Origin of the sequence: Desulfotomaculum sp. OF05-3 (assembly GCF_003435535.1) — a bacterium.
Taxonomy (GTDB): Bacteria; Bacillota; Clostridia; order Lachnospirales; family Lachnospiraceae; genus Pilosibacter; species Pilosibacter fragilis.
On the sequence record NZ_QWGO01000047.1, the window covers coordinates 1 to 18,942 of the forward strand.

General features: G+C 45.9%; 20 protein-coding genes and 1 riboswitch. All 20 genes read left to right on the plus strand.

The window, feature by feature from the left end; genetic code table 11:
* Window positions 1-53: 53 nt before the first annotated feature.
* The 20 genes from DXA87_RS16065 (at window position 54) to DXA87_RS18055 (ending at window position 18,912) form a co-directional block, all read left to right on the plus strand.
* Window positions 54-971, plus strand: a complete 918-nt coding sequence (locus DXA87_RS16065) for a glycyl-radical enzyme activating protein (RefSeq protein ID WP_117471800.1) — start codon at window positions 54-56, stop codon at window positions 969-971.
* A 27-nt stretch (window positions 972-998) separates the two neighbouring features.
* Window positions 999-1,790 (plus strand): propanediol utilization microcompartment protein PduB, encoded by a 792-nt coding sequence (gene pduB, locus DXA87_RS16070; RefSeq protein ID WP_117471801.1) that lies wholly within the window; start codon window positions 999-1,001, stop codon window positions 1,788-1,790.
* Window positions 1,791-1,889: 99 nt separating this feature from the next.
* Window positions 1,890-2,168: a propanediol utilization microcompartment protein PduA gene (gene pduA / locus DXA87_RS16075; RefSeq protein WP_117469584.1), complete on the plus strand. Its 279-nt coding sequence runs from the start codon at window positions 1,890-1,892 to the stop codon at window positions 2,166-2,168.
* An 84-nt stretch (window positions 2,169-2,252) separates the two neighbouring features.
* Window positions 2,253-3,050 (plus strand): hypothetical protein, encoded by a 798-nt coding sequence (locus DXA87_RS16080; protein ID WP_117483139.1) that lies wholly within the window; start codon window positions 2,253-2,255, stop codon window positions 3,048-3,050.
* Between the two features lie 103 nt (window positions 3,051-3,153).
* Entirely contained in the window at window positions 3,154-3,756 is a 603-nt protein-coding gene (locus tag DXA87_RS18665; RefSeq protein WP_117483138.1) for a BMC domain-containing protein, read from the plus strand.
* A gap of 40 nt (window positions 3,757-3,796) precedes the next feature.
* Window positions 3,797-4,060: a EutN/CcmL family microcompartment protein gene (locus DXA87_RS16090; protein WP_117469587.1), complete on the plus strand. Its 264-nt coding sequence runs from the start codon at window positions 3,797-3,799 to the stop codon at window positions 4,058-4,060.
* 33 nt (window positions 4,061-4,093) lie between these two features.
* Window positions 4,094-5,407: an aldehyde dehydrogenase family protein gene (locus DXA87_RS16095; RefSeq protein ID WP_117505334.1), complete on the plus strand. Its 1,314-nt coding sequence runs from the start codon at window positions 4,094-4,096 to the stop codon at window positions 5,405-5,407.
* Window positions 5,408-5,421: 14 nt separating this feature from the next.
* Window positions 5,422-6,606 carry a methionine adenosyltransferase gene (gene metK / locus DXA87_RS16100; protein ID WP_117471804.1) on the plus strand — a complete coding sequence of 395 codons (1,185 nt, stop codon included), beginning with the start codon at window positions 5,422-5,424 and terminating at the stop codon, window positions 6,604-6,606.
* A 112-nt stretch (window positions 6,607-6,718) separates the two neighbouring features.
* Entirely contained in the window at window positions 6,719-6,997 is a 279-nt protein-coding gene (gene pduA / locus DXA87_RS16105) for a propanediol utilization microcompartment protein PduA (RefSeq protein ID WP_002568818.1), read from the plus strand.
* A gap of 80 nt (window positions 6,998-7,077) precedes the next feature.
* The gene (locus DXA87_RS16110) at window positions 7,078-7,719 is read left to right on the plus strand and encodes a phosphate propanoyltransferase (protein WP_117505336.1); all 642 of its coding nucleotides are present in this window, start codon (window positions 7,078-7,080) and stop codon (window positions 7,717-7,719) included.
* A gap of 25 nt (window positions 7,720-7,744) precedes the next feature.
* Window positions 7,745-8,557, plus strand: a complete 813-nt coding sequence (gene eutJ, locus DXA87_RS16115) for an ethanolamine utilization protein EutJ (protein WP_117469590.1) — start codon at window positions 7,745-7,747, stop codon at window positions 8,555-8,557.
* 34 nt (window positions 8,558-8,591) lie between these two features.
* Window positions 8,592-10,007 carry an aldehyde dehydrogenase family protein gene (locus tag DXA87_RS16120; protein ID WP_117469591.1) on the plus strand — a complete coding sequence of 472 codons (1,416 nt, stop codon included), beginning with the start codon at window positions 8,592-8,594 and terminating at the stop codon, window positions 10,005-10,007.
* Window positions 10,008-10,044: 37 nt separating this feature from the next.
* On the plus strand, window positions 10,045-11,160 hold the full coding sequence (locus tag DXA87_RS16125; protein WP_117469592.1) for a 1-propanol dehydrogenase PduQ: 1,116 nt from the start codon (window positions 10,045-10,047) through the stop codon (window positions 11,158-11,160).
* Between the two features lie 112 nt (window positions 11,161-11,272).
* On the plus strand, window positions 11,273-12,604 hold the full coding sequence (locus DXA87_RS16130) for a PocR ligand-binding domain-containing protein (RefSeq protein WP_117471805.1): 1,332 nt from the start codon (window positions 11,273-11,275) through the stop codon (window positions 12,602-12,604).
* Window positions 12,605-12,607: 3 nt separating this feature from the next.
* A complete protein-coding gene (locus tag DXA87_RS16135) occupies window positions 12,608-13,648 on the plus strand; it encodes a response regulator transcription factor (protein ID WP_117469594.1) in 1,041 nt (346 codons plus the stop codon).
* A gap of 71 nt (window positions 13,649-13,719) precedes the next feature.
* Window positions 13,720-14,433 (plus strand): MIP/aquaporin family protein, encoded by a 714-nt coding sequence (locus tag DXA87_RS16140; RefSeq protein WP_117469595.1) that lies wholly within the window; start codon window positions 13,720-13,722, stop codon window positions 14,431-14,433.
* An 820-nt stretch (window positions 14,434-15,253) separates the two neighbouring features.
* Entirely contained in the window at window positions 15,254-15,994 is a 741-nt protein-coding gene (locus DXA87_RS16145) for a hypothetical protein (protein WP_117469596.1), read from the plus strand.
* Between the two features lie 110 nt (window positions 15,995-16,104).
* Window positions 16,105-17,502 carry an ATP-binding protein gene (locus DXA87_RS16150; RefSeq protein WP_117469597.1) on the plus strand — a complete coding sequence of 466 codons (1,398 nt, stop codon included), beginning with the start codon at window positions 16,105-16,107 and terminating at the stop codon, window positions 17,500-17,502.
* Between the two features lie 57 nt (window positions 17,503-17,559).
* Window positions 17,560-17,727 carry a helix-turn-helix domain-containing protein gene (locus DXA87_RS16155; RefSeq protein ID WP_117471808.1) on the plus strand — a complete coding sequence of 56 codons (168 nt, stop codon included), beginning with the start codon at window positions 17,560-17,562 and terminating at the stop codon, window positions 17,725-17,727.
* 836 nt (window positions 17,728-18,563) lie between these two features.
* A riboswitch (cyclic di-GMP riboswitch) is annotated at window positions 18,564-18,639 on the plus strand.
* Between the two features lie 99 nt (window positions 18,640-18,738).
* Window positions 18,739-18,912, plus strand: a complete 174-nt coding sequence (locus DXA87_RS18055; protein ID WP_158553092.1) for a hypothetical protein — start codon at window positions 18,739-18,741, stop codon at window positions 18,910-18,912.
* The last annotated feature ends 30 nt before the right edge of the window (window positions 18,913-18,942 follow it).

The window sequence follows — 18,942 nt, forward strand, 5'->3', positions numbered from 1 at the left end:
ACGTTTTATTTGAAATAGCACAATAGGTTAAATTAAGAGAGAGGGGAGCCGTCATGGATTCTATCAATTATAACGCATCAGGAACAGTCTTTGATATACAGAGATTTTCCCTCCACGATGGCCCGGGGATCAGGACGATCGTATTTTTGAAAGGCTGTCCCCTTTCCTGTAAATGGTGCAGCAATCCTGAATCACAGAACATGAAGCCGGTGATCATGTATAAGAAAAATGAGTGTCTTCACTGCGGGCGTTGCATCAACGCCTGCAGCAGAAAGGCAATCAGTTTTGAAAACAAAACCTTTATTGACCGGAGTATCTGCACCGGCTGCGGAGAATGTGCCAATGCCTGCCCGGCAGGAGCGTTGGTTGTGAAGGGCAAGACGATGACGGTTCAGCAGCTGATCAGGGAGCTGAAAAAGGACGCTACCACTTACAGACGTTCGGGAGGAGGAATCACTCTTTCAGGAGGAGAGCCTCTCGTACAGTATGAATTTGCCGCAGAGCTTCTGAGAGCATGCAAAGCGCAGGGTTGGGATACAGCAATTGAAACGACAGGCGCAGGCATCACGGAAGCAGTTGAAAAGGTAATTCCTTATGTGGATACAGTCCTTCTTGACATTAAGCACCTTGATACAGAGAAGCACAAAAAGTTTACAGGAATTGGAAATGAACAGATTTTAAAGAATGCAGCCAGAATCAGTCAGATCTCGAGTACAGTAGTTCGTGTTCCGGTTATTCCGGGCTTCAACTACTCGGAAGAAGAAATCAGAGCGATTACAGAGTTTGCAAAAACGCTGCGGGGTATGAGGACTATTCATCTGCTCCCGTATCATACCTTTGGCGAAAATAAATATGATCTGCTGGGACGTGATTATGCACTGGCAGACATTAAACCTCTGAAACCTGAGGAACTGGAGCATCTGAAAACCATGGTGGAACGGGAAGGTTTCCAGTGCATCATAGGCGGTTAATAACAGAATTAAAATGGAGGGATCAGAATGGATCAGCAGTTAATTGAAAAAGTTATGAGACAGGTATCTGATGAGCTTGGAATTAAAACAGAAGAGTGTAAAGCTGAGAGTGCTCCGGCAGAGTGCGCATCTCAGAATATCGGCATGACTGAGTTCGTAGGAACAGCCATGGGCGATACCATCGGACTTGTGATCGCAAGCGTAGATCCGATGTTAAAGGATGTTATGAATTTAGGCAAATTCCGTTCCATCGGAATTATCGGTGCAAGAACCGGTGCCGGCCCGCAGATCTGGGCAGTTGATGAGGCTGTAAAGGCTACTAATACAGAGATTATTTCTGTAGAGCTTCCGAGAGATACAAAGGGCGGCGCAGGTCATGGAAGCTTAATCTACATCGGTGCAGAGGATGTATCCGATGCCAGAAGAGCGGTAGAGATCGCACTTCAGGCAGTTCCGAAATATTTCGGCGATGTATACGGAAATGATGCAGGACATCTGGAGTTCCAGTATACCGCAAGAGCAAGCTACTGTCTTGAGAAAGCTCTCGGAGCACCGGTAGGCAGAGCATTTGGTATGACATGTGCAGGTCCGGCAGCAATCGGAACTGTTCTGGCCGATGTTGCAGTAAAGGCAGCAAATGTTGAAGTCGTTGGTTATACTTCTCCGGGTGCAGGAAGCCATTCAAACGAGGTTATCTTAACCTTTACAGGAGATTCCGGTGCAGTCAGACAGGCAGTAAAAGCAGCGATCGAAGCCGGAAAGAAGATGCTTGGCGCACTTGGCGATGAGCCGAAGTCATCCACAACACCGTACATCTAAAAACAGGATGTTGGGGCAAAAATCCTTTTGTAGGCAGACCTACGCCGAATTTCAGGCTTTTTGACTTCAGGCAGTAAATAAAATTTAGGAGGTTCTTATATGAATTCAGATGCATTAGGCATGGTTGAGACAAAAGGTCTCGTAGGCGCTATTGAGGCAGCTGATGCAATGGTTAAAGCAGCGAATGTATCCTTGGTTGGATATGAAAAAATTGGTTCCGGACTTGTTACCGTTATGGTACGCGGCGATGTAGGAGCTGTGAAAGCTTCTGTAGATGCAGGCGCAGCTTCTGCAAGAGCAGTTGGCGAAGTTGTATCTGTACACGTAATTCCGAGACCACATACAGATGTTGAGAAGATTCTTCCGCATATGGATTAATCGTCAGTAGGGAGGTGCTGCAGAACCAGATCCGGGTAGAAGCCAGAGCAGGTTTTGCAGCACCTTCTGAAATGAGGTGGAAATGTGAATATCAGCGAAAAACAGCTGCGTGAAACCATTATCCGGGTCCTTGCCAGGATAGAGGCAGAGGAAGGTCTTTTCCCGGTGACGAAGAAAAAGAAGATCTATATGGTCTGCACCGGCGGCTGGGATGAGCGGTATCTGAAATTTCTGAGAACGGTTCAGACGGACCGGGAAACAGTAATACCGGTGCTGACAGAGAAGCTTAGAGGTCAGGAAATCAAGTTCACAGGATACGGATGTGAAAGCATTCAATATCTGAGCGGAGAGGTTCCGGCAGATCTGGAGGATTCCGTTACCGTATTTCCGGTGGTTCCGAGAGACTTGGTTTCCAAGACAGCTCTTTGCATAAGCGATACACCGCAGACACAATGGATCACTTCCTGTATGGAAGCCGGAAGCAGGATTGTTTTTCTGATCTCCGGTCTTTCTCCCTTTAGCGGACGAGAGCCAAAGGCATATGTAAACAGGATTTTGTCGTACTATCGAACCGTGTTGGAATACGGCATAGAGCTTACTGGTGAGTACGAACCGAAGCCGGATAAGAAGCCGGCTTATGAAGAAACGCAGCAGGTTTACCGCCCGGCTGTTCTTCCTGTAACAGGCGGGATATCCGCTCAGACAGGAATGGTTAGAAAAAGCACGAAAAAACGTGTTATTTCTTCCAGAGATGTAGAACAGTATCAAAAAGGCGGTGTTCTTCTGGTGACAGAGGATGATATTATTACAGATCTGGCAAAAGACAGGGCCAGATTCTTACAAGTGAAATTTATGACAGAAGATGGGCAGCAGCGCTTTTAAACATTTTAAATAAAAGTTAAAAGAGAGCAGTTGAACATTGATAACTGAAATCCCGTTTCTGGACACATGTGTGAACAGTAACGAACATTGAGGTGAATCAGATATGAAACAGGCACTGGGATTAGTTGAGATTGCCGGACTGTGCATCGCTGTCGCAGCAGCAGATGCCATGGTGAAGGCAGCAAACGTAGAACTGGTGGAGCTGGAACCGGCTAAGGGCGGCGGCTATATGACAATCAAGGTCGTCGGCAATGTTGGTGCAGTCAATGCAGCTGTGATGGCAGGATGCCAGATCGGTAAAGAACACCAGAAGCTGGTAGCCTGGAAGGTAATTCCCCGTCCATCCGATTTTGTGGAAGATACATTTGTGATTCATAAGGCAGAAGAGCCGAAAGAGCCGGATCCAGATCCGACTCCGGAACCACCGGTAAAAACCCCGGAAGAAGCTCCGGAAGTGACTCCGGAGGAGGAACCTAAGGCAGCACCGGAAGAAAAGCCGGAGGAAACTTTGGTGGAGACACCGGAGGAAGCACCTCAGCCGGAGGACAAGGATTCCACAGAAGATAAGGTCGCAGAGGACAAGTGTGCAGAAGATGAGCCTGCACAGGAGGAAAAGGAGGTGTCGGAAACTCCGAACGAATCGGAGAATCCACAGACAACTGCAACACCGAAACGGCCTTCCAGGAGAACATCCAGAAAAAAATAAAAGATGACGGCGAAAAGCCGCTGAAAGGAACGTGAACAGAATGAAACTGGCAAAGATTACAGGAACGGTAGTAGCAACACGAAAGGATGAATCACTGGTAGGCTACAAGCTTATGATCATCCGCAAAATCAATGGCCATGGTGAATTTATCGGCGAAGAAGAAGTGGCAGTTGACTATGTGGGCGCCGGTATCGGTGAGACAGTTCTCATTGGCCAGGGTTCTTCTGTCCGCGTGGATGAGAAGAAGCGGCAGGCCGTAATTGATATGGCAATTATCGGAATTGTAGATAATATTGATATTTAATTAAAAACGCTGAAAGAAAGGAGGGAGATCAGAATGAAAAGCAGTGTCTATTCTAGTGTAAGTGAAGCGGTGATGGCGGCCAGAGGAGCCTTCGGACGATACAGCGAACTGACTCTGAATGAGCGAAATGAAATATTAGAAGCAGTCAGAACAGCGGTCAGACCCAAGATTGCGGAACTGGCAGAAATGACCGTAGCTGAAACGGGAATGGGAAATGTAGCTGATAAGATCGAAAAGCTGAAACTGGCGGTTGAAAAAACACCGGGGATCGAGGATCTGATCACAGAGGTGAACACCGGAGATCATGGAATGACACTCTATGAGCTATCTGCATTCGGAGTGATCTGTGCCGTTCATCCATGTACCAATCCTTGCGCAACCTTGATCAGCAATACGATCGGAATGCTGGCGGCAGGAAACGCTGTAGTGCATTGTCCTCATCCGAGAGCGGTGAGAGTCTCCCAGTATTTGACAGGAATCATCAGCGATGCAGTAAGAAATATTTGCGGGATCGACAATCTGGTTGTGACAGTCAGCGAAAGCCTGATGGGATCGACCAAGGAGATCATGAGTCATCCGGATATTGATCTGATCGTTTGTACCGGAGGCGCGGGATCTCTTCGTCAGGCAATGTGCTCCGGGAAAAAGGTTATTGGGGCAGGACCTGCAAATCCTGTAGCGATCGTAGATGAGACAGCCGATATTGAAAAGGCTGCCAGAGACATCGTGCAGGGTGCATCCTTTGACAACAACCTGATGTGTACTTCGGAAAAAGCAATCGTGGTCGTGGAATCAGCAGCAGACGGGCTGATCGCCCAGCTGGAGAGAAACGGTGCTTACTATACAAGAAGTGCCGAGCAGATCGACCGTCTCTACAATACAGCAGTAACCGAAGACTTTGTCATCAATAAAAAAATGGAAGGACAAAGTGCAGAAACAATCCTGGATACAGCGGAAATTCCTCACAGAAAAGGAATCAAGCTGGTCGTGGCAGAGACAGACCGTATGCATCCCTTTGCTACGCTTGAGCTTTTAATGCCGTTAGTACCGATCATCCGTGTAAAGGATTTTGATGAGGCTTTGGAGACGGCTCTTGATATTGAACAGGGGTATCGTCACACGGCGACGATCCATTCAGAATCCATCGAGCACATGAACCGGGCGGCAAAGAAGCTTCAGACAGCAGTATTCGTGAAAAACGGTCCATCTCTTCTGGGAATCGGTTTTGACAAGGAAGGTCATACAAGCTTTACGATCGGAACCGTTACAGGAGAGGGAACTACGTCAGCGAGACATTTTGCCAGAAGAAGACGTTGTACGCTGACCAGCGGATTTTCCATTCGCTAAAGGCAGGTGAAAACATGATACTCAAACGGGAGGACGATTACCTGGTTACATCCGAATCCGTGACAGAAGGACATCCTGATAAAGTGTGCGATCAGATTTCGGATGCAATTCTGGATGCATATCTCGCACAGGACCCGAAGTCAAGGGTGGCAGTGGAAACCATGGTGTCAACCGATATGGTAGTTCTGGCAGGCGAAGTTACATCCAGGGGAACTGTAGATGTGGTGAAGACAGCCAGAGAGGTGATCCGCGACATCGGATACACAGAAAAGGGAAAAGGCTTTGACGCTGACACCTGCATGATCTTTACCAATCTTCACAATCAGTCTCCGGATATTTCCATGGGAGTAGGAAAGGGAACGGAAGGTGAAAAGGAGGTACTGGGCGGCGGCGACCAGGGCATTATGTATGGATATGCCTCAGATGAGACAGAATCGCTGATGCCGCTTCCCTGCAGCCTGGCAAACCGGCTCACAATGCAGCTGGCGGCCATCCGAAAGCAGGGAAAAGCAGATTTCCTCTATCCGGACGGCAAAAGTCAGGTGACGATGCGGTACCGGGCAGATGGAACACCGGTCTCCATTGAAAGCATTGTGATTTCTGCCCAGCACCATGAAATCGTGCCAAAGAGTGTTCTGGAAGCAGTCATCCGCTGTCTTGTCATAGAACCGGTGATTGACAAAAGGTGGCTGACAGAAGAGACGAGGATCCACATCAATCCGACCGGAAGATTTGTCATCGGCGGTCCTGCCGGAGACACCGGATTGACCGGAAGGAAGATCATGGTAGATACCTACGGAACCATCGGAAAGCATGGAGGCGGAGCATTTTCGGGAAAGGATCCTACGAAAGTAGACCGTTCCGCAGCTTATATGGCCAGATATGTGGCGAAGAATATCGTCGCCGCAGGTCTTGCAAAGCGGTGTGAAGTGGCTCTTGCCTTTGTGATCGGAGGCATTGAACCGGAAGCGGTGACAATCAATACATTCGGAACCGGAACACTTTCCGACGCAGCACTTTCCGATTTAGTAGAAAATGTATTTTCGTTCCAGGTGGCGGACATCATCTCTCAGCTGGAGCTGAGAAAACCGCAGTTTCAAAGGACAGCAGCTTACGGTCATTTTGGCCGGGAGAATCAGGGCTTTAAATGGGAGGATACCGATAAGGCCTGGATTTTAAAACAGCTGTCAGCACAATAAACAGATAAGTCGAAGATATGTGAAATCTGACACAGGCTTCTGATCAGCATAAGCTGACAGACCCATTTCGTCAGGGATCAGGAAAAGAATAGAATAACAGGAGGACAATACTATGTCGAACGAAGCATTAGGAATGGTTGAGACAAAAGGATTAGTAGGAGCAATTGAGGCGGCAGATGCTATGACAAAGGCAGCAAACGTTGCATTGATCGGATATGAGAAGATCGGTTCCGGACTTGTTACCGTTATGGTACGCGGCGATGTAGGTGCAGTGAAAGCTTCTGTAGATGCAGGTGCAGCGGCAGCAGCCAACGTGGGACAGGTTGTATCCCAGCATGTAATCCCGAGACCTCATACTGATGTAGAGAAGATCCTTCCAAAGTCTTTATAATTCATTCATATATGTAAAGGGGTGAGGTGCAGTTCCTTTAGGGAGCTGCACTCCACCAGAACAGGGAAAAGGTGAAATCCATGGTTGATGAAAAACTTGTAAAGCTGATTACAGAACGAGTGATCGAAAAAATCAGAGAATATCAGACATATAAAATTCCCATTGGAGTTTCTAACCGCCACGTCCATGTTACGAAGGAAGATTTAGAGATCCTTTACGGTCCTGGATATGAACTGACGAAAAAAGGCGATTTAAAACAGCCCGGTCAGTTCGCTTCCAATGAGACTGTTACAGTCAGAGGACCGAAGGGAGAGTTTAAGAATGTCCGGATCCTGGGACCTGTAAGAAGTAAAAGCCAGGTGGAAATTTCTAAAACAGACAGTTTCCGTCTGGGGATCAAACCGCCGGTCCGGGAGTCGGGTGATCTGGCAGGAACTCCGGGAGTTGAACTGGTAGGACCTAAGGGAACGGTCTCTCTGCCGGAAGGTGCAATTGTCGCCCTGCGTCATATCCATATGACTCCGGAACAGGCTATGGCCATGGGAGTGAAGGATAAAGATGTGGTAGAGGTAGAGACGTTTGGTGAGCGCAGCGGCGTATTCGGAGATGTCCTGGTACGAGTTTCCGATAAGTTTTCACTGGAAATGCATGTGGATATCGATGAAGCGAATGCATGTGCGCTGAAGAACAATGATTACGTAATTCTGAGAAAGAAAAACTAAAACGAAAACAGGGAAGAGGGGTTGTATGCTGGTAGAAAACAAAGTGCTTGCAGAATTTGCAGAATTGATACGGGAGAAAAAGACACAGCCCTATTCGGGTGAGCTGAAGACCGGTGTGGATCTTGGAACCGCCAATATTGTGATTGCTGTAACGGACTCGGAGAACCGTCCGGTGGCCGGAGCATCTGCCCCCTCCCATGTTGTAAAAGACGGTATTGTTGTAGATTTTATCGGAGCGATCCGTACGGTGAAGGAACTGAAAGCCCAGTTAGAAGAGCGGCTTGGTGTGTCACTGGATACGGCTGCCACCGCGATTCCGCCGGGAATCATGTCAGGGAATGTCCGTTGCATCTCCAATGTTGTGGAGGGAGCGGGATTTGAAGTGACCAATGTGGTGGACGAGCCGACAGCGGCAGCAGCTGTTCTTGGAATCACAGACGGGGCTGTGGTGGACGTAGGCGGCGGAACCACCGGAATCAGTATTTTGAAGGATGGAAAGGTGATCTTCACGGCAGATGAAGCCACAGGAGGAACCCATATGACACTGGTACTTGCCGGTTATTATGGAATCTCCCTGGAAGAGGCGGAGGAGCTTAAAAAGGATCCGTCTAAAGAAGCCGATGTATTTCCGATCATCAAGCCGGTGGTGAGCAAGATGGCGTCCATCGTGAAGCGGTTCCTGGAAGGACAGGAAGTCGATAAAGTCTATGTAGTAGGCGGTGCCTGCTGTTTTAAGGAATTCGAAACGGTTTTTGAAAAAGAACTGGGAATTCCGGCAGTGAAAACAAACGATACCCTGCTGGTCACACCTTTGGGAATTGCATGGAGCAGCAGATAAGGTCAGGACAATCGAAAGAAGAAGGTGTAAATACATGGAAATGGATATGAAAGTAATCGAGCAGTTAGTCGCGCAAGCGTTAAAAGAGATGAAGGCTGAGGAGCCGGCTGCATTTGTAAAACCGAAGGAAGAAACGTACGGTGTATTTGCTACAATGGATGAAGCGATCGAGGCTTCTGCAAAAGCTCAGAAAACGCTTTTATTCTCCAAAATCGAAGACCGCCAGAGATATGTGGACATAATTCGTGCTACGATCTTAAGACGGGAAAATCTGGAGTTGATCTCCAGAATGGCAGTGGAGGAAACTGCGATCGGAAAATATGAGCATAAGCTGATCAAGAACCGTCTGGCAGCAGAGAAAACACCGGGCACAGAGGATCTTGTAACAGAAGCTCAGACAGGAGATCACGGTCTGACCTTAGTAGAGTATTGTCCGTTTGGTGTGATCGGAGCAATCACACCGACAACAAACCCGACCGAGACCATCATCTGCAACTCAATCTCTATGATCGCGGGCGGAAACACCGTTGTATTCAGCCCACATCCAAGAGCAAAGAAGGTTTCCCAGCTTCTCGTTAAGATGTTAAACAAGGCGCTGATGGATGGAGGAGCACCGGCAAACCTGATCACCATGGTAGAGGAGCCGTCCATTGAGAACACCAACAGAATGATCGATCATCCGGGCGTTCGTCTTCTGGTAGCGACCGGTGGTCCGGCAATCGTAAAGAAGGTACTTTCCTCCGGAAAGAAAGCAATCGGAGCAGGAGCAGGAAATCCTCCGGTCGTAGTCGATGAGACCGCAGATATCGAAAAGGCAGCAAAGGACATTGTGGACGGCTGCAGCTTTGATAATAACGTACCGTGTATCGCGGAGAAGGAAGTATTTGCAGTTGATTCGATCTGCGATTACCTGATCCAGAATATGAAGCTGAACGGAGCTTACGAGATCCGGGATGTGGAGACGATTGAACGCCTGGATGCGCTGGTAACAAACGAAAAGGGTGGTCCAAAGACTTCTTTTGTAGGTAAGAGTGCAAAATACATTCTTGATAAGCTGGGAGTTCCGGCAGATGATAACGTAAAGGTTATCATTATGGAAGTAGGAAAGAATCATCACCTTGTTACAGAGGAAATGATGATGCCGATCCTTCCGATCGTAAGAGTATCCGATGTGGACACTGCGATCGAATATGCGCATGATGCAGAGCATGGAAACCGTCATACGGCTATGATGCATTCCAGAAATGTGGAAAAGTTAAGTAAGATGGCAAAGCTTCTGGAAACCACGATCTTTGTAAAAAATGCTCCGTCTTATGCAGGCATTGGAGCAGGCGGAGAAGGTCATACAACCTTTACGATCGCTGGACCGACCGGAGAGGGCTTAACCTCTGCCCGTTCCTTCTGCAGAAAACGCCGCTGTGTAATGTCTGATGCATTCAGCATTCGCTAAGAAACACAAAACGGAACGCACATAGGAGTGAATGTGTATGTCAAACGTGTATATTAAAACAAAAGTCCGCTCCGGAAAAGAGGCCATGAAATATCTGGGCAAGTATAAGAACAAAACGGTTCTGATCGTCTGTGATAAGTTTATGGCGGAAAACGGAAGCGTGAAGACTGTAATCAATGCGATTGACTCTAGTTGCCGGATCGAGATGTTTGATCAGGCAGTTCCGGATCCCACCACAGAAGTGGTGGGAAACGGGCTGGATAAGAGCGCAAAGGTACAGCCGGATGTAGTCATTGCCTTTGGCGGTGGCTCCGCGATCGATACGGCCAAAGGAATCATCTACTTTGGAATCAATAGCGGATTGATGAAAAAACCGATCTTCATCACCATTCCGACGACCAGTGGAACAGGATCTGAGGTTACCAGTGCAGCAGTTATTACAGACGTAGAAAGTAAGTCAAAGCATCTGATCTTAGATAATGATATTCTGGCGGATATTGCGATCCTGGATCCGACCCTGACACTTTCGGTTCCTCCGGCAGTTACAGCCAATACCGGAATGGATGTTCTGACACATGCGTTGGAAGCATATGTAGCCAGTGGCGCAAACGTATTTTCAGATGCATTATCTGAGAAAGCAGTTGAACTTCTTTTAGAATCACTGCTTGTCTGCTATAAGGACGGAAAAAATCTGGAGGCCAGAAATAAAATGCATGAGGCTTCTACACTGGCTGGTATGGCGTTTAATACAGCCGGACTTGGAGTCAATCACAGCATTGCCCATCAGCTCGGCGGAACCTTTCATATACCGCATGGGCTGGCAAATGCCATGCTTTTAACCAGGGTGATTGATTTTAACTGTGAAGAGAAGCAGATATTGGATAAATATGCGGCAATGGTTTACAAGGTGAAGCTGGCCAGCATTACAACACGTCCGCAGGAGGCTGTGAAGATCCTGAAGGAAGTGATCCGAATGATGATGGCAGCGATGAATATGGATGACTCCGTGGAAAAATTTGGTGTATCCAGAGAGGATTATGTCTCCCAGTTAGATAACATGACAGAAAATGCTCTCAAGGATAACTGTCTGAATACGACTCCGCGAAAAATAGGGGCCGGAGAGATTCGTCAAATTCTTCTTGAAATCTATTAAAACTTTCTGAAATATGGTATTATCTTAACAAAGACTGCAATATTTTGGGATTACCGTGAGCATGCAGTCGGTTGCTGTAGTGATATGATATGGATGGAAGGTAAGGGTTACAATGGAAGGATTTAATCAGAATACCAGTTTGAAACAGTTCGAATTAAATGAAAACTCAGTATTTTCTCCATCGTCCGGTACTCCCGGAGAGAATGAACTTGATATTCTCAGCTTGTTTGGAAAAGAAAAATTGGAAAACATCCAGCAAAGTCTCTCAAAAGCGACCGGACTGGCTTTTGTTACCGTGGATTACAGAGGGGAACCGATCACGGAAAGCACCAGTTTTTCTGAATTTTGCTCGATGGCAAGAAATGACAGCCAACTGAGTCTGCGCTGTAAATCATCGGATGCCTTCGGCTCGATCCAGGCGGCTGTCATGCAGAAGCCAAGTGTCTATTTTTGCCCGTGCAGTCTTCTTGAGGTGGCGATCCCGATCGTTGTGAAGGGGCATTATTTGGGAGGCTTTATCGGAGGACAGATCCGTTGTGGTGATGCACCGGAGGATATCAGCAGGCTGGAGAAAGTAATGACATCGGCATCCGTTGGAGGAATTGTTGAGGAAAACAGGGCTCTTCTGGAGAAGATTCCGGAATACTCCTTTGAAAATTTCATGGACATTGTGAATCTGGTCTTTCTGATCATCAATCAGCTTGGTGAGAATAAAATGCATCTGCAGATGCAGAAGGAGAAACACCAGAAGCTGGTCAAAAAGCTCTGCACGTTCAATCAGAAGCTGGCGGAAGAAAACAACCAGAAGGATCTGAAAATCCTGAGGCTGGAAGCAGCGCAGGATGCCGGAAGCATTCTCGATACCATGATCTCTCTGGTCAATCTGACCGTGATCGAGAATGCTCCACGGACCGGTGAAGTGCTGAAACAGTTGATTGATTATGTCCGATATTCTTCTATGGAGAAAGGAACCTTTGTCAGTGTATCCAGAGAGCTGGAGCAGGCAGAACGCTTCCTTGCGATACAAAAACAGAAGCTGGGAGAGCGATTAAATTTTTCCATTCAGGTACCCAAAAATCTGACAATGCAGAGGATCCCTTCCGATGTCCTTCTTCCGTTTGTCAAAAGTGCTGTTTACTATGGCGTTATGATGAAACGGGACGGAGGAGAGGTGACGGTAAAAGGTTACTTAAGCGGCGGAAGGTGTGTGATAGAGGTAGAGGACAATGGCCTTGGAATGAATGAAGAGGAGCTGCAGATTAACTTCGAAGCATTTAATGACAGGCATGAGGGATACTATATCAGCCGGGGAAAGGATCACGCCCAGCTGAAAATGAAGAAGATCTTCGGTGACAGCTATGAAATTATCATCGAAAGCAGTAAAGGAAAAGGACGCAGAACAGTGATCTGTTGGCCTGAAAATTTCAGTGAAAGGATGAAATAGCCTATGTACCGTGTCCTTTTGGCAGATAATGATATTCTGTCCCAGGAAGCACTGAAAATCATGATTTCCAGAATAGACGGTTTTGAAGTCTCCTCCCAGGTGGATAACGGAGATGATGCAGTCCGTCTTTGCCAGGCGGCAGAATATGAGGCTGTATTTATCAATGCATTCCTTCCGGGACTGACTGGAATCGAAGCGGCACGCCTGATCCGACAATCTTCTCCCGATACGGCCGTGTACCTGATGACAGCGTATCCAACCAGCATAGCCGCTTATGAGGAAATAAGAGAGTGTGCCAGCGAGATCGTTGAAAAACCGATTTCTTTCCAACAATTGAATTTTCTTTTAAGCAATTTGAAGACAGGAAATGAGAGTTCGGTGCAGCCTTGTCTGAACCGCCTTCTGTCTCTTGTAAAGCAAGGGGATTTTCAAAAGGTATACAATCTTTGCGGACCGCTGACGAAAGAGATCTATCAAATCTGTCAGGAAGATCCGAACCAGTTATATAAGGTGTTTTCTTTTATCGGACAAAGCCTTTTAAACACAACAAAGTTTTATGATGAAGAAAGTCATGATATCGGAGCATTATTCCCGCTGAATGAAGGTCTGATCGAGGAACGCATGACAACAGAATTGTGGCTGTTCCGGGTGATGGATTATATATTTCAGAAAAACAGTGCAAACCGTTATCCGCTTCTTCAAAACGTATTTCTGTACATTGAAAGCAATATAAAATCAGAGATCAGTTTGAATAAGATCATTACAAACTGTTCGATCAGCCAGGGATATCTGAGCCGTATCTTTAGGGAACAGTTTCAGATCAGTGTGATGGAATATCTTCATATGAGAAAAATTTATCTTGCAAAAGGATATTTTTATTTTACCGATGACAGCATTGCCGAGGTGGCTTTCCGATTGGGATATAATGAAAGCAGTTATTTCAGCAAGGTGTTTAAGAAGTATGAAAATATGACGGTAAAACAGTATAAAGCACAGATCTGTAAAGCGCAGAAGCCGAACGAAGCGGATTTCGGTTCAAGCTAACCGCCTTCGGAGGGGAAGGCGCCGGAGCAAGACATGACTGGCTGACAGAAACAAACATGAGGGGGTTTCATATGATGGCATATATCGCAGAATTTATTGGAACATTTATGCTTATTCTTTTAGGTGATTCGGTTGTAGCAAACGTATCGCTGAATAAATCAGGAATGAAGGGTGCGGGTACGGTTCAAATCACATTGGCTTGGGGTCTTGCCGTTATGGTTCCGGCTTTTATCTTTGGCGCAGCTTCCGGAGCGCATTTCAATCCGGCACTGACACTGGCTCTGGCAATTGACGGAAGCATGTCCTGGTCAATGGTTCCGGGTTATGTGATCGCTCAGTTCGCAGGTGCATTTTTAGGCGCTTGTGTTGTTTATATGATGTTTAAGGATCAGTTTGATGCAACCGAAGAAGCAGGAACAAAGCTTGGTGTTTTCTGTACAGGAGCAAGCGTTCAGAATATTCCGAGAAATATTTTCTGCGAGGCAGTGGCTACCTTCGTTCTTGTATTTGCGATCAAAGGACTTGGAAATGTAGCAGGAGCAGCGGATATTGGATTAACAAATATCCTTGTATTTGGCATCATCGTTTCCATCGGTATGTCCATGGGCGGTCTGACAGGATATGCGATCAACCCGGCAAGAGACCTTGGTCCGCGTTTTGCACATTCTGTACTTCCGATCAAGGGAAAAGGCGATTCCAACTGGGGATATGCAGTTGTTCCGTTAGTAGGACCGATCATCGGAGCAATCGTTGCTGTTCTTTTATATGGAGTTCTTCCGTGGTAAAAAAGAAATAGGAGCATTTTAGTCAATTCCTGTTGAAAAATGTTGAAAAAATATGTCGCGGCAGTTATGCTTGGATGAAGCAGGGCACTTCTCTCGATTGGAGATCTGGCTTTCACTGAGAAACATTTGCGATGGCTTACCACCTGAAAGAGATGGGAGTCTTATCTGACTGGGATATATATACATCATGGTAGACAAAAAGGATGGACAAGATGCAGGATCGTGGCGCAGACATTAAAAAGAGGAAAAGATAAAAAAATCAGGGGCATGCGACCCGTTTTTTCGGGATCCGCATTGCTCCTCTTTTGCGTTCTGTTTCTTTCCAGATGTCAGAAGGAAATTTTGACTGTGAGATAGCATGGGGAATGATTGGAATCGTATAATAGAAAAGATTATCGAGGTATGCAAGATGATTTGTGAGAAGTTAAACAAACTCCCTATCAGTATTGAACTGGGTACAGTCGTTACTGCATACACAATGACTGTCCATTGAATGAAGGAACGTTATCTGAAAAAATTCAACTTTTCGAGGTTCCCGGATTTGGCAAATATTCGGAAAACTTGATAAAAAGTTCGACGATAGGAACTCAGAAAACACCTCACCTTGACAATTACACATTATGTTATATAGAAATGATGTGCGGTTGTCAACTGCAAAATGACGAACACACCCTGCCGGTGATCATTCACCTGCCTGCCACATACTGAAAGAAACGAACACAAAGGATAAGGGTGTTGTTGCATTGGTGGATGAGTGGGAGAACGTCACGGACATGCGCCTGACCCTGGACGGATATCATTGGGACAATGAAAGAAAGATGTGTTCAAGAAACGCTATGCGGAAACAAGGGATGGTCTTCTGACCGATAAAGCCCTGCATTGTGTGGACACCCGGATTCATGAACAAAGCGTTGTGCGGATCTTACGTGGACGATGGGAACCGTTTATCGCAGACGCACTGAAAAACGGATGCAAAGCGAGGACCAGAAGCACGGAGCGGTGGACGGTTTTGGAGCTGACGGACCAAAGAACCGGAGTGTCCATGGAGGTCTGCGAGCAGGATCCGGAGCCCGGATACCATGGAGCGACCGTGACGTGCTTCGCGAATGAAATTGCCGGAAAAGAATTCCGGGATGTGTTCCAGCAAGTGGGGCTTACGGAGGATGACATAGGCCGTTATATGGTTTCGACAGAGTCTCTGCCACCGGTAGAGCAGAAGATCCTGGCGGTAGCCGATCCACAGGGACGACTGGGAGCACTCACAAAACAGGCAGAACGGTTCCTGACCCATGTGGATACAAAAGAAATCTTACATGCGGATCAGAGGGAGAGGACGATTTTAGGATTAAAGGAAATGCTCACACCGGAACGCGCGGAAGAGCTGCACGTAATTGCGGATCGTTATCAGCAAATTTATCATGACAAAAAGCAAAAAATGTACGCATACAACAGACGAGCCGAAGGAATAGGGGAGCGCGACCGCCCTGTAAGGAGCATCTGGTCTTACAAAGAAGCCGCGACCGTTTTTTTCGGAAACGTTCGTGGTAATCTGAATGTGTGATAGACTTGTCGGATATCTTTTCTTGACTTTGCGTGCGATCTGATTTATTATACTTACAAAAGTAACTCACGAGTTACTAACTCACGAGTGCAATTATTGGAGGTGAACGAATGAGTCAGTTCTATTGCCGTGATGATGAACTTCGAAAGCTGAATAAACGATATGCAGGTGATAAATTTGAGTGCATTGTTATCTATGGCAGGAGGCGTGTTGGTAAAACAGCATTGATCAATGAGTTTTGTAAGGATAAACCAACCATTTTCTTTTCCGCTTTGAATACGACAGGCAAAGAAAATCTGGAAGCACTTTCAAAGTCGATCATGAGTTTTGAAAGACCTGATATGGAGTCCGCACCTGAATTTCGATCTTATGATGATGCCCTGGATGAGCTGACAGCACTTTCTAAAGAGAGACGGATTGTCTTCGTTATTGACGAGTATCCATATCTTGCGAAAGCAAAGCCATCCATTTCAGCAATGTTGCAGCACATTATTGACCACAAATGGACAGAGTCCAGAATGTATCTGATCCTTTGCGGTTCGTCTATGAGTTTTATGGAAAGCCAGGTACTCGGCAAGGAAAGTCCGCTGTACGGCAGACGCACTGGTCAGTTTAAGATTGAGCCACTGGATTATAAAGAAACAGCGGTATTTCATCCAGGCTTGTCTGCGGAAGATAATTCCCTGATTTATGGAATTACTGGAGGCGTTCCGCATTATATCAACAAGTTGGATGTAAAGGACAGTGTGGACGAGGCCCTGTTGGATAATTTCTTCGACCGTTCCAGTTATCTGTATGAGGAGCCAGGAAATCTATTGAAGCAGGAACTCAGAGAACCGGCTATCTATAATGCAATCATCAAAGCGATTGCAGAGGGGGCTTCTCGGCTGAACGATATTAAGATGAAGGTTGGCGAGGAAAATTCGGTCGTATCAAAGTATTTAAAAACGCTGATTGGCCTTGGTATTGTCAAAAAGGAAACTCCGATTGCAGAAAAACCAGGAAAGAAAACCATCTATCTGCTGGCTGATAACTTCTTCCGTTTCTGGTATAGGTTTGTGCCTGTCAATATGAGCGCCATTGATTCTGGCAGAATTACAAAAACTTACCAGAATGCCGTAAAGCAATATCTTCCAGATTACATGGGCTTGATATTTGAAAAGATGTGTCAGGATTATCTGCTTTATTATTCTGACAATCTTCCGATTGAACTGAGCAAAATCGGTCAATGGTGGGGTACAGATCCGAAAAAGAAAAAGCAGATACAGATTGATATTGTTGGAACACCTGTTTCGGGTAAAGACTATATTATTGGTTCGTGTAAGTACAGGAACGAGAAAATTGGTGTGGATGAACTCGATCTGATTAGAGATTATGCATCCGTCTTCGGAAATGGCAGCAACTATTACTATTATATCTTTTCGAAAGGCGGTTTTACGGATGGACTTCTTCAGGCACAGGAGCGGGGCGAGGTTAAGCTGATAACGCTGGAAGATCTTTACAGTTGAAAGGAATAGTATGCTGTATTATAAATTAGACGTGTGTGCTACATTAAAGGCAAAGTGTTGGACAAGCTCGCGCTGCAGAAAAACGGCTACATGACAGCCGGGACTTTTGTAAACATCCGGGCAGGGAAAATGGTAAGCCCGGATAAACTGGACGCGATCTGCGACTTACTGGATATGCAGCAGGGAGATATCATCGGGTTTAAACGAGGCAAAGAGGACGTATAACTGCCGGGAATATGAGGCTCTTAATCGCATGTCGCGGTCAAGGGCCTTTTTATCCGGACGGAATCTATGATGAGGGCGGAAGGGCTGTATTCGATACTGTCGTTCGGACTAAACCCCATTATCTGCAAATTTTGCATAAAGTTACCAAAAACTGTTATCCGCAAAACGAAGATATAAAACCGATAAAAATTAATGCACATTTCGCAGTCCAATCGAGTAGGAGGCGGTTAGTTACCGCCTCCTACTCGATCTGATTTGCGTTTTAAAGTTTTATGTGACAAATAAAATAACCTATGATATTATAGAAACAATATAAGCGAAAATGACTTTTGCGGAAACGAAAGTGTCTTTATATTTTTTCTCGTATACTTCCTAGTTACTTACAGATAGAGAAGCATATTGCGGATAAAATAACATCTTTACGTGAAAAGCGTGATATCAGTAAATACAGATTATCGCAGCTGACGGGTATTTCCCTGTCGTCACGGGGAAGAGTCATGGAGCAGGAAACAGTAATGTCAATGCTTCGTGGACTTCGGAAGTAGGAGAACAGTTCGAGTATATGTATCGGCTGTTCTTTTTTTGCTTTGGAACATTAAAACGGTAATTTTTTCTTGTGTATAGTAGAACGTTAAAGTATAATAAAATCAGTTTCTTTGCATAAGTTTAACCGAATCAGGTAAATCCCCTGCTTCAATTGCGAAAAGCAATAAGTAGTGGGTGGGGATTTGCTTGTATCAGGAGGAGTGGAAACTTCTTCTGATAAACTGCGGAGCAGTTATTTGGTTATGAGCAAGTAGCAAAGCGGATTGAAAATATCCGCTGGACAAGCTTAAAAGGATGATCGGCAAACCAGATGAAAGTCTGGGACGCAAAGCTACAGGGCCTTTAAAATGGCAGCCAGTTGCATGAAATGAGGTGCACTGTCTGTCTGACAGTGTTTTTTTATGGTGTTATTTCATAGACGTAACAATAATGATTTTATCAGGAAAGAATGAGGAAAATAAAAGTATGAAAAAGGTAAAACATTGTCTGATAGCAGTGGTGTCGGGGGTACTTGTAGCAACTGCTGTCTTGTCTGGATGCGGACAGTCAAAGAAAAAAGTATCTAAAAACGATGATCATCTTACCGTTTATCTGTGGGAAAATCGTTTGATGAAAAATATTGCACCCTATATCCATTGAAGTGCTATACTAACGTTGTAACAGTAGTGG

What these genes read in the sequence shown, in the direction of transcription:
- DXA87_RS16065 (WP_117471800.1), top strand. Translation starts at nt 54, where the DNA reads ATGGATTCTATCAATTATAACGCATCAGGAACAGTCTTTGATATACAG.
- pduB (WP_117471801.1), top strand. Translation starts at nt 999, where the DNA reads ATGGATCAGCAGTTAATTGAAAAAGTTATGAGACAGGTATCTGATGAG.
- pduA (WP_117469584.1), top strand. Translation starts at nt 1,890, where the DNA reads ATGAATTCAGATGCATTAGGCATGGTTGAGACAAAAGGTCTCGTAGGC.
- DXA87_RS18665 (WP_117483138.1), top strand. Translation starts at nt 3,154, where the DNA reads ATGAAACAGGCACTGGGATTAGTTGAGATTGCCGGACTGTGCATCGCT.
- DXA87_RS16090 (WP_117469587.1), top strand. Translation starts at nt 3,797, where the DNA reads ATGAAACTGGCAAAGATTACAGGAACGGTAGTAGCAACACGAAAGGAT.
- DXA87_RS16095 (WP_117505334.1), top strand. Translation starts at nt 4,094, where the DNA reads ATGAAAAGCAGTGTCTATTCTAGTGTAAGTGAAGCGGTGATGGCGGCC.
- metK (WP_117471804.1), top strand. Translation starts at nt 5,422, where the DNA reads ATGATACTCAAACGGGAGGACGATTACCTGGTTACATCCGAATCCGTG.
- pduA (WP_002568818.1), top strand. Translation starts at nt 6,719, where the DNA reads ATGTCGAACGAAGCATTAGGAATGGTTGAGACAAAAGGATTAGTAGGA.
- DXA87_RS16110 (WP_117505336.1), top strand. Translation starts at nt 7,078, where the DNA reads ATGGTTGATGAAAAACTTGTAAAGCTGATTACAGAACGAGTGATCGAA.
- eutJ (WP_117469590.1), top strand. Translation starts at nt 7,745, where the DNA reads ATGCTGGTAGAAAACAAAGTGCTTGCAGAATTTGCAGAATTGATACGG.
- DXA87_RS16120 (WP_117469591.1), top strand. Translation starts at nt 8,592, where the DNA reads ATGGAAATGGATATGAAAGTAATCGAGCAGTTAGTCGCGCAAGCGTTA.
- DXA87_RS16125 (WP_117469592.1), top strand. Translation starts at nt 10,045, where the DNA reads ATGTCAAACGTGTATATTAAAACAAAAGTCCGCTCCGGAAAAGAGGCC.
- DXA87_RS16130 (WP_117471805.1), top strand. Translation starts at nt 11,273, where the DNA reads ATGGAAGGATTTAATCAGAATACCAGTTTGAAACAGTTCGAATTAAAT.
- DXA87_RS16135 (WP_117469594.1), top strand. Translation starts at nt 12,608, where the DNA reads ATGTACCGTGTCCTTTTGGCAGATAATGATATTCTGTCCCAGGAAGCA.
- DXA87_RS16140 (WP_117469595.1), top strand. Translation starts at nt 13,720, where the DNA reads ATGATGGCATATATCGCAGAATTTATTGGAACATTTATGCTTATTCTT.
- DXA87_RS16150 (WP_117469597.1), top strand. Translation starts at nt 16,105, where the DNA reads ATGAGTCAGTTCTATTGCCGTGATGATGAACTTCGAAAGCTGAATAAA.
- DXA87_RS18055 (WP_158553092.1), top strand. Translation starts at nt 18,739, where the DNA reads ATGAAAAAGGTAAAACATTGTCTGATAGCAGTGGTGTCGGGGGTACTT.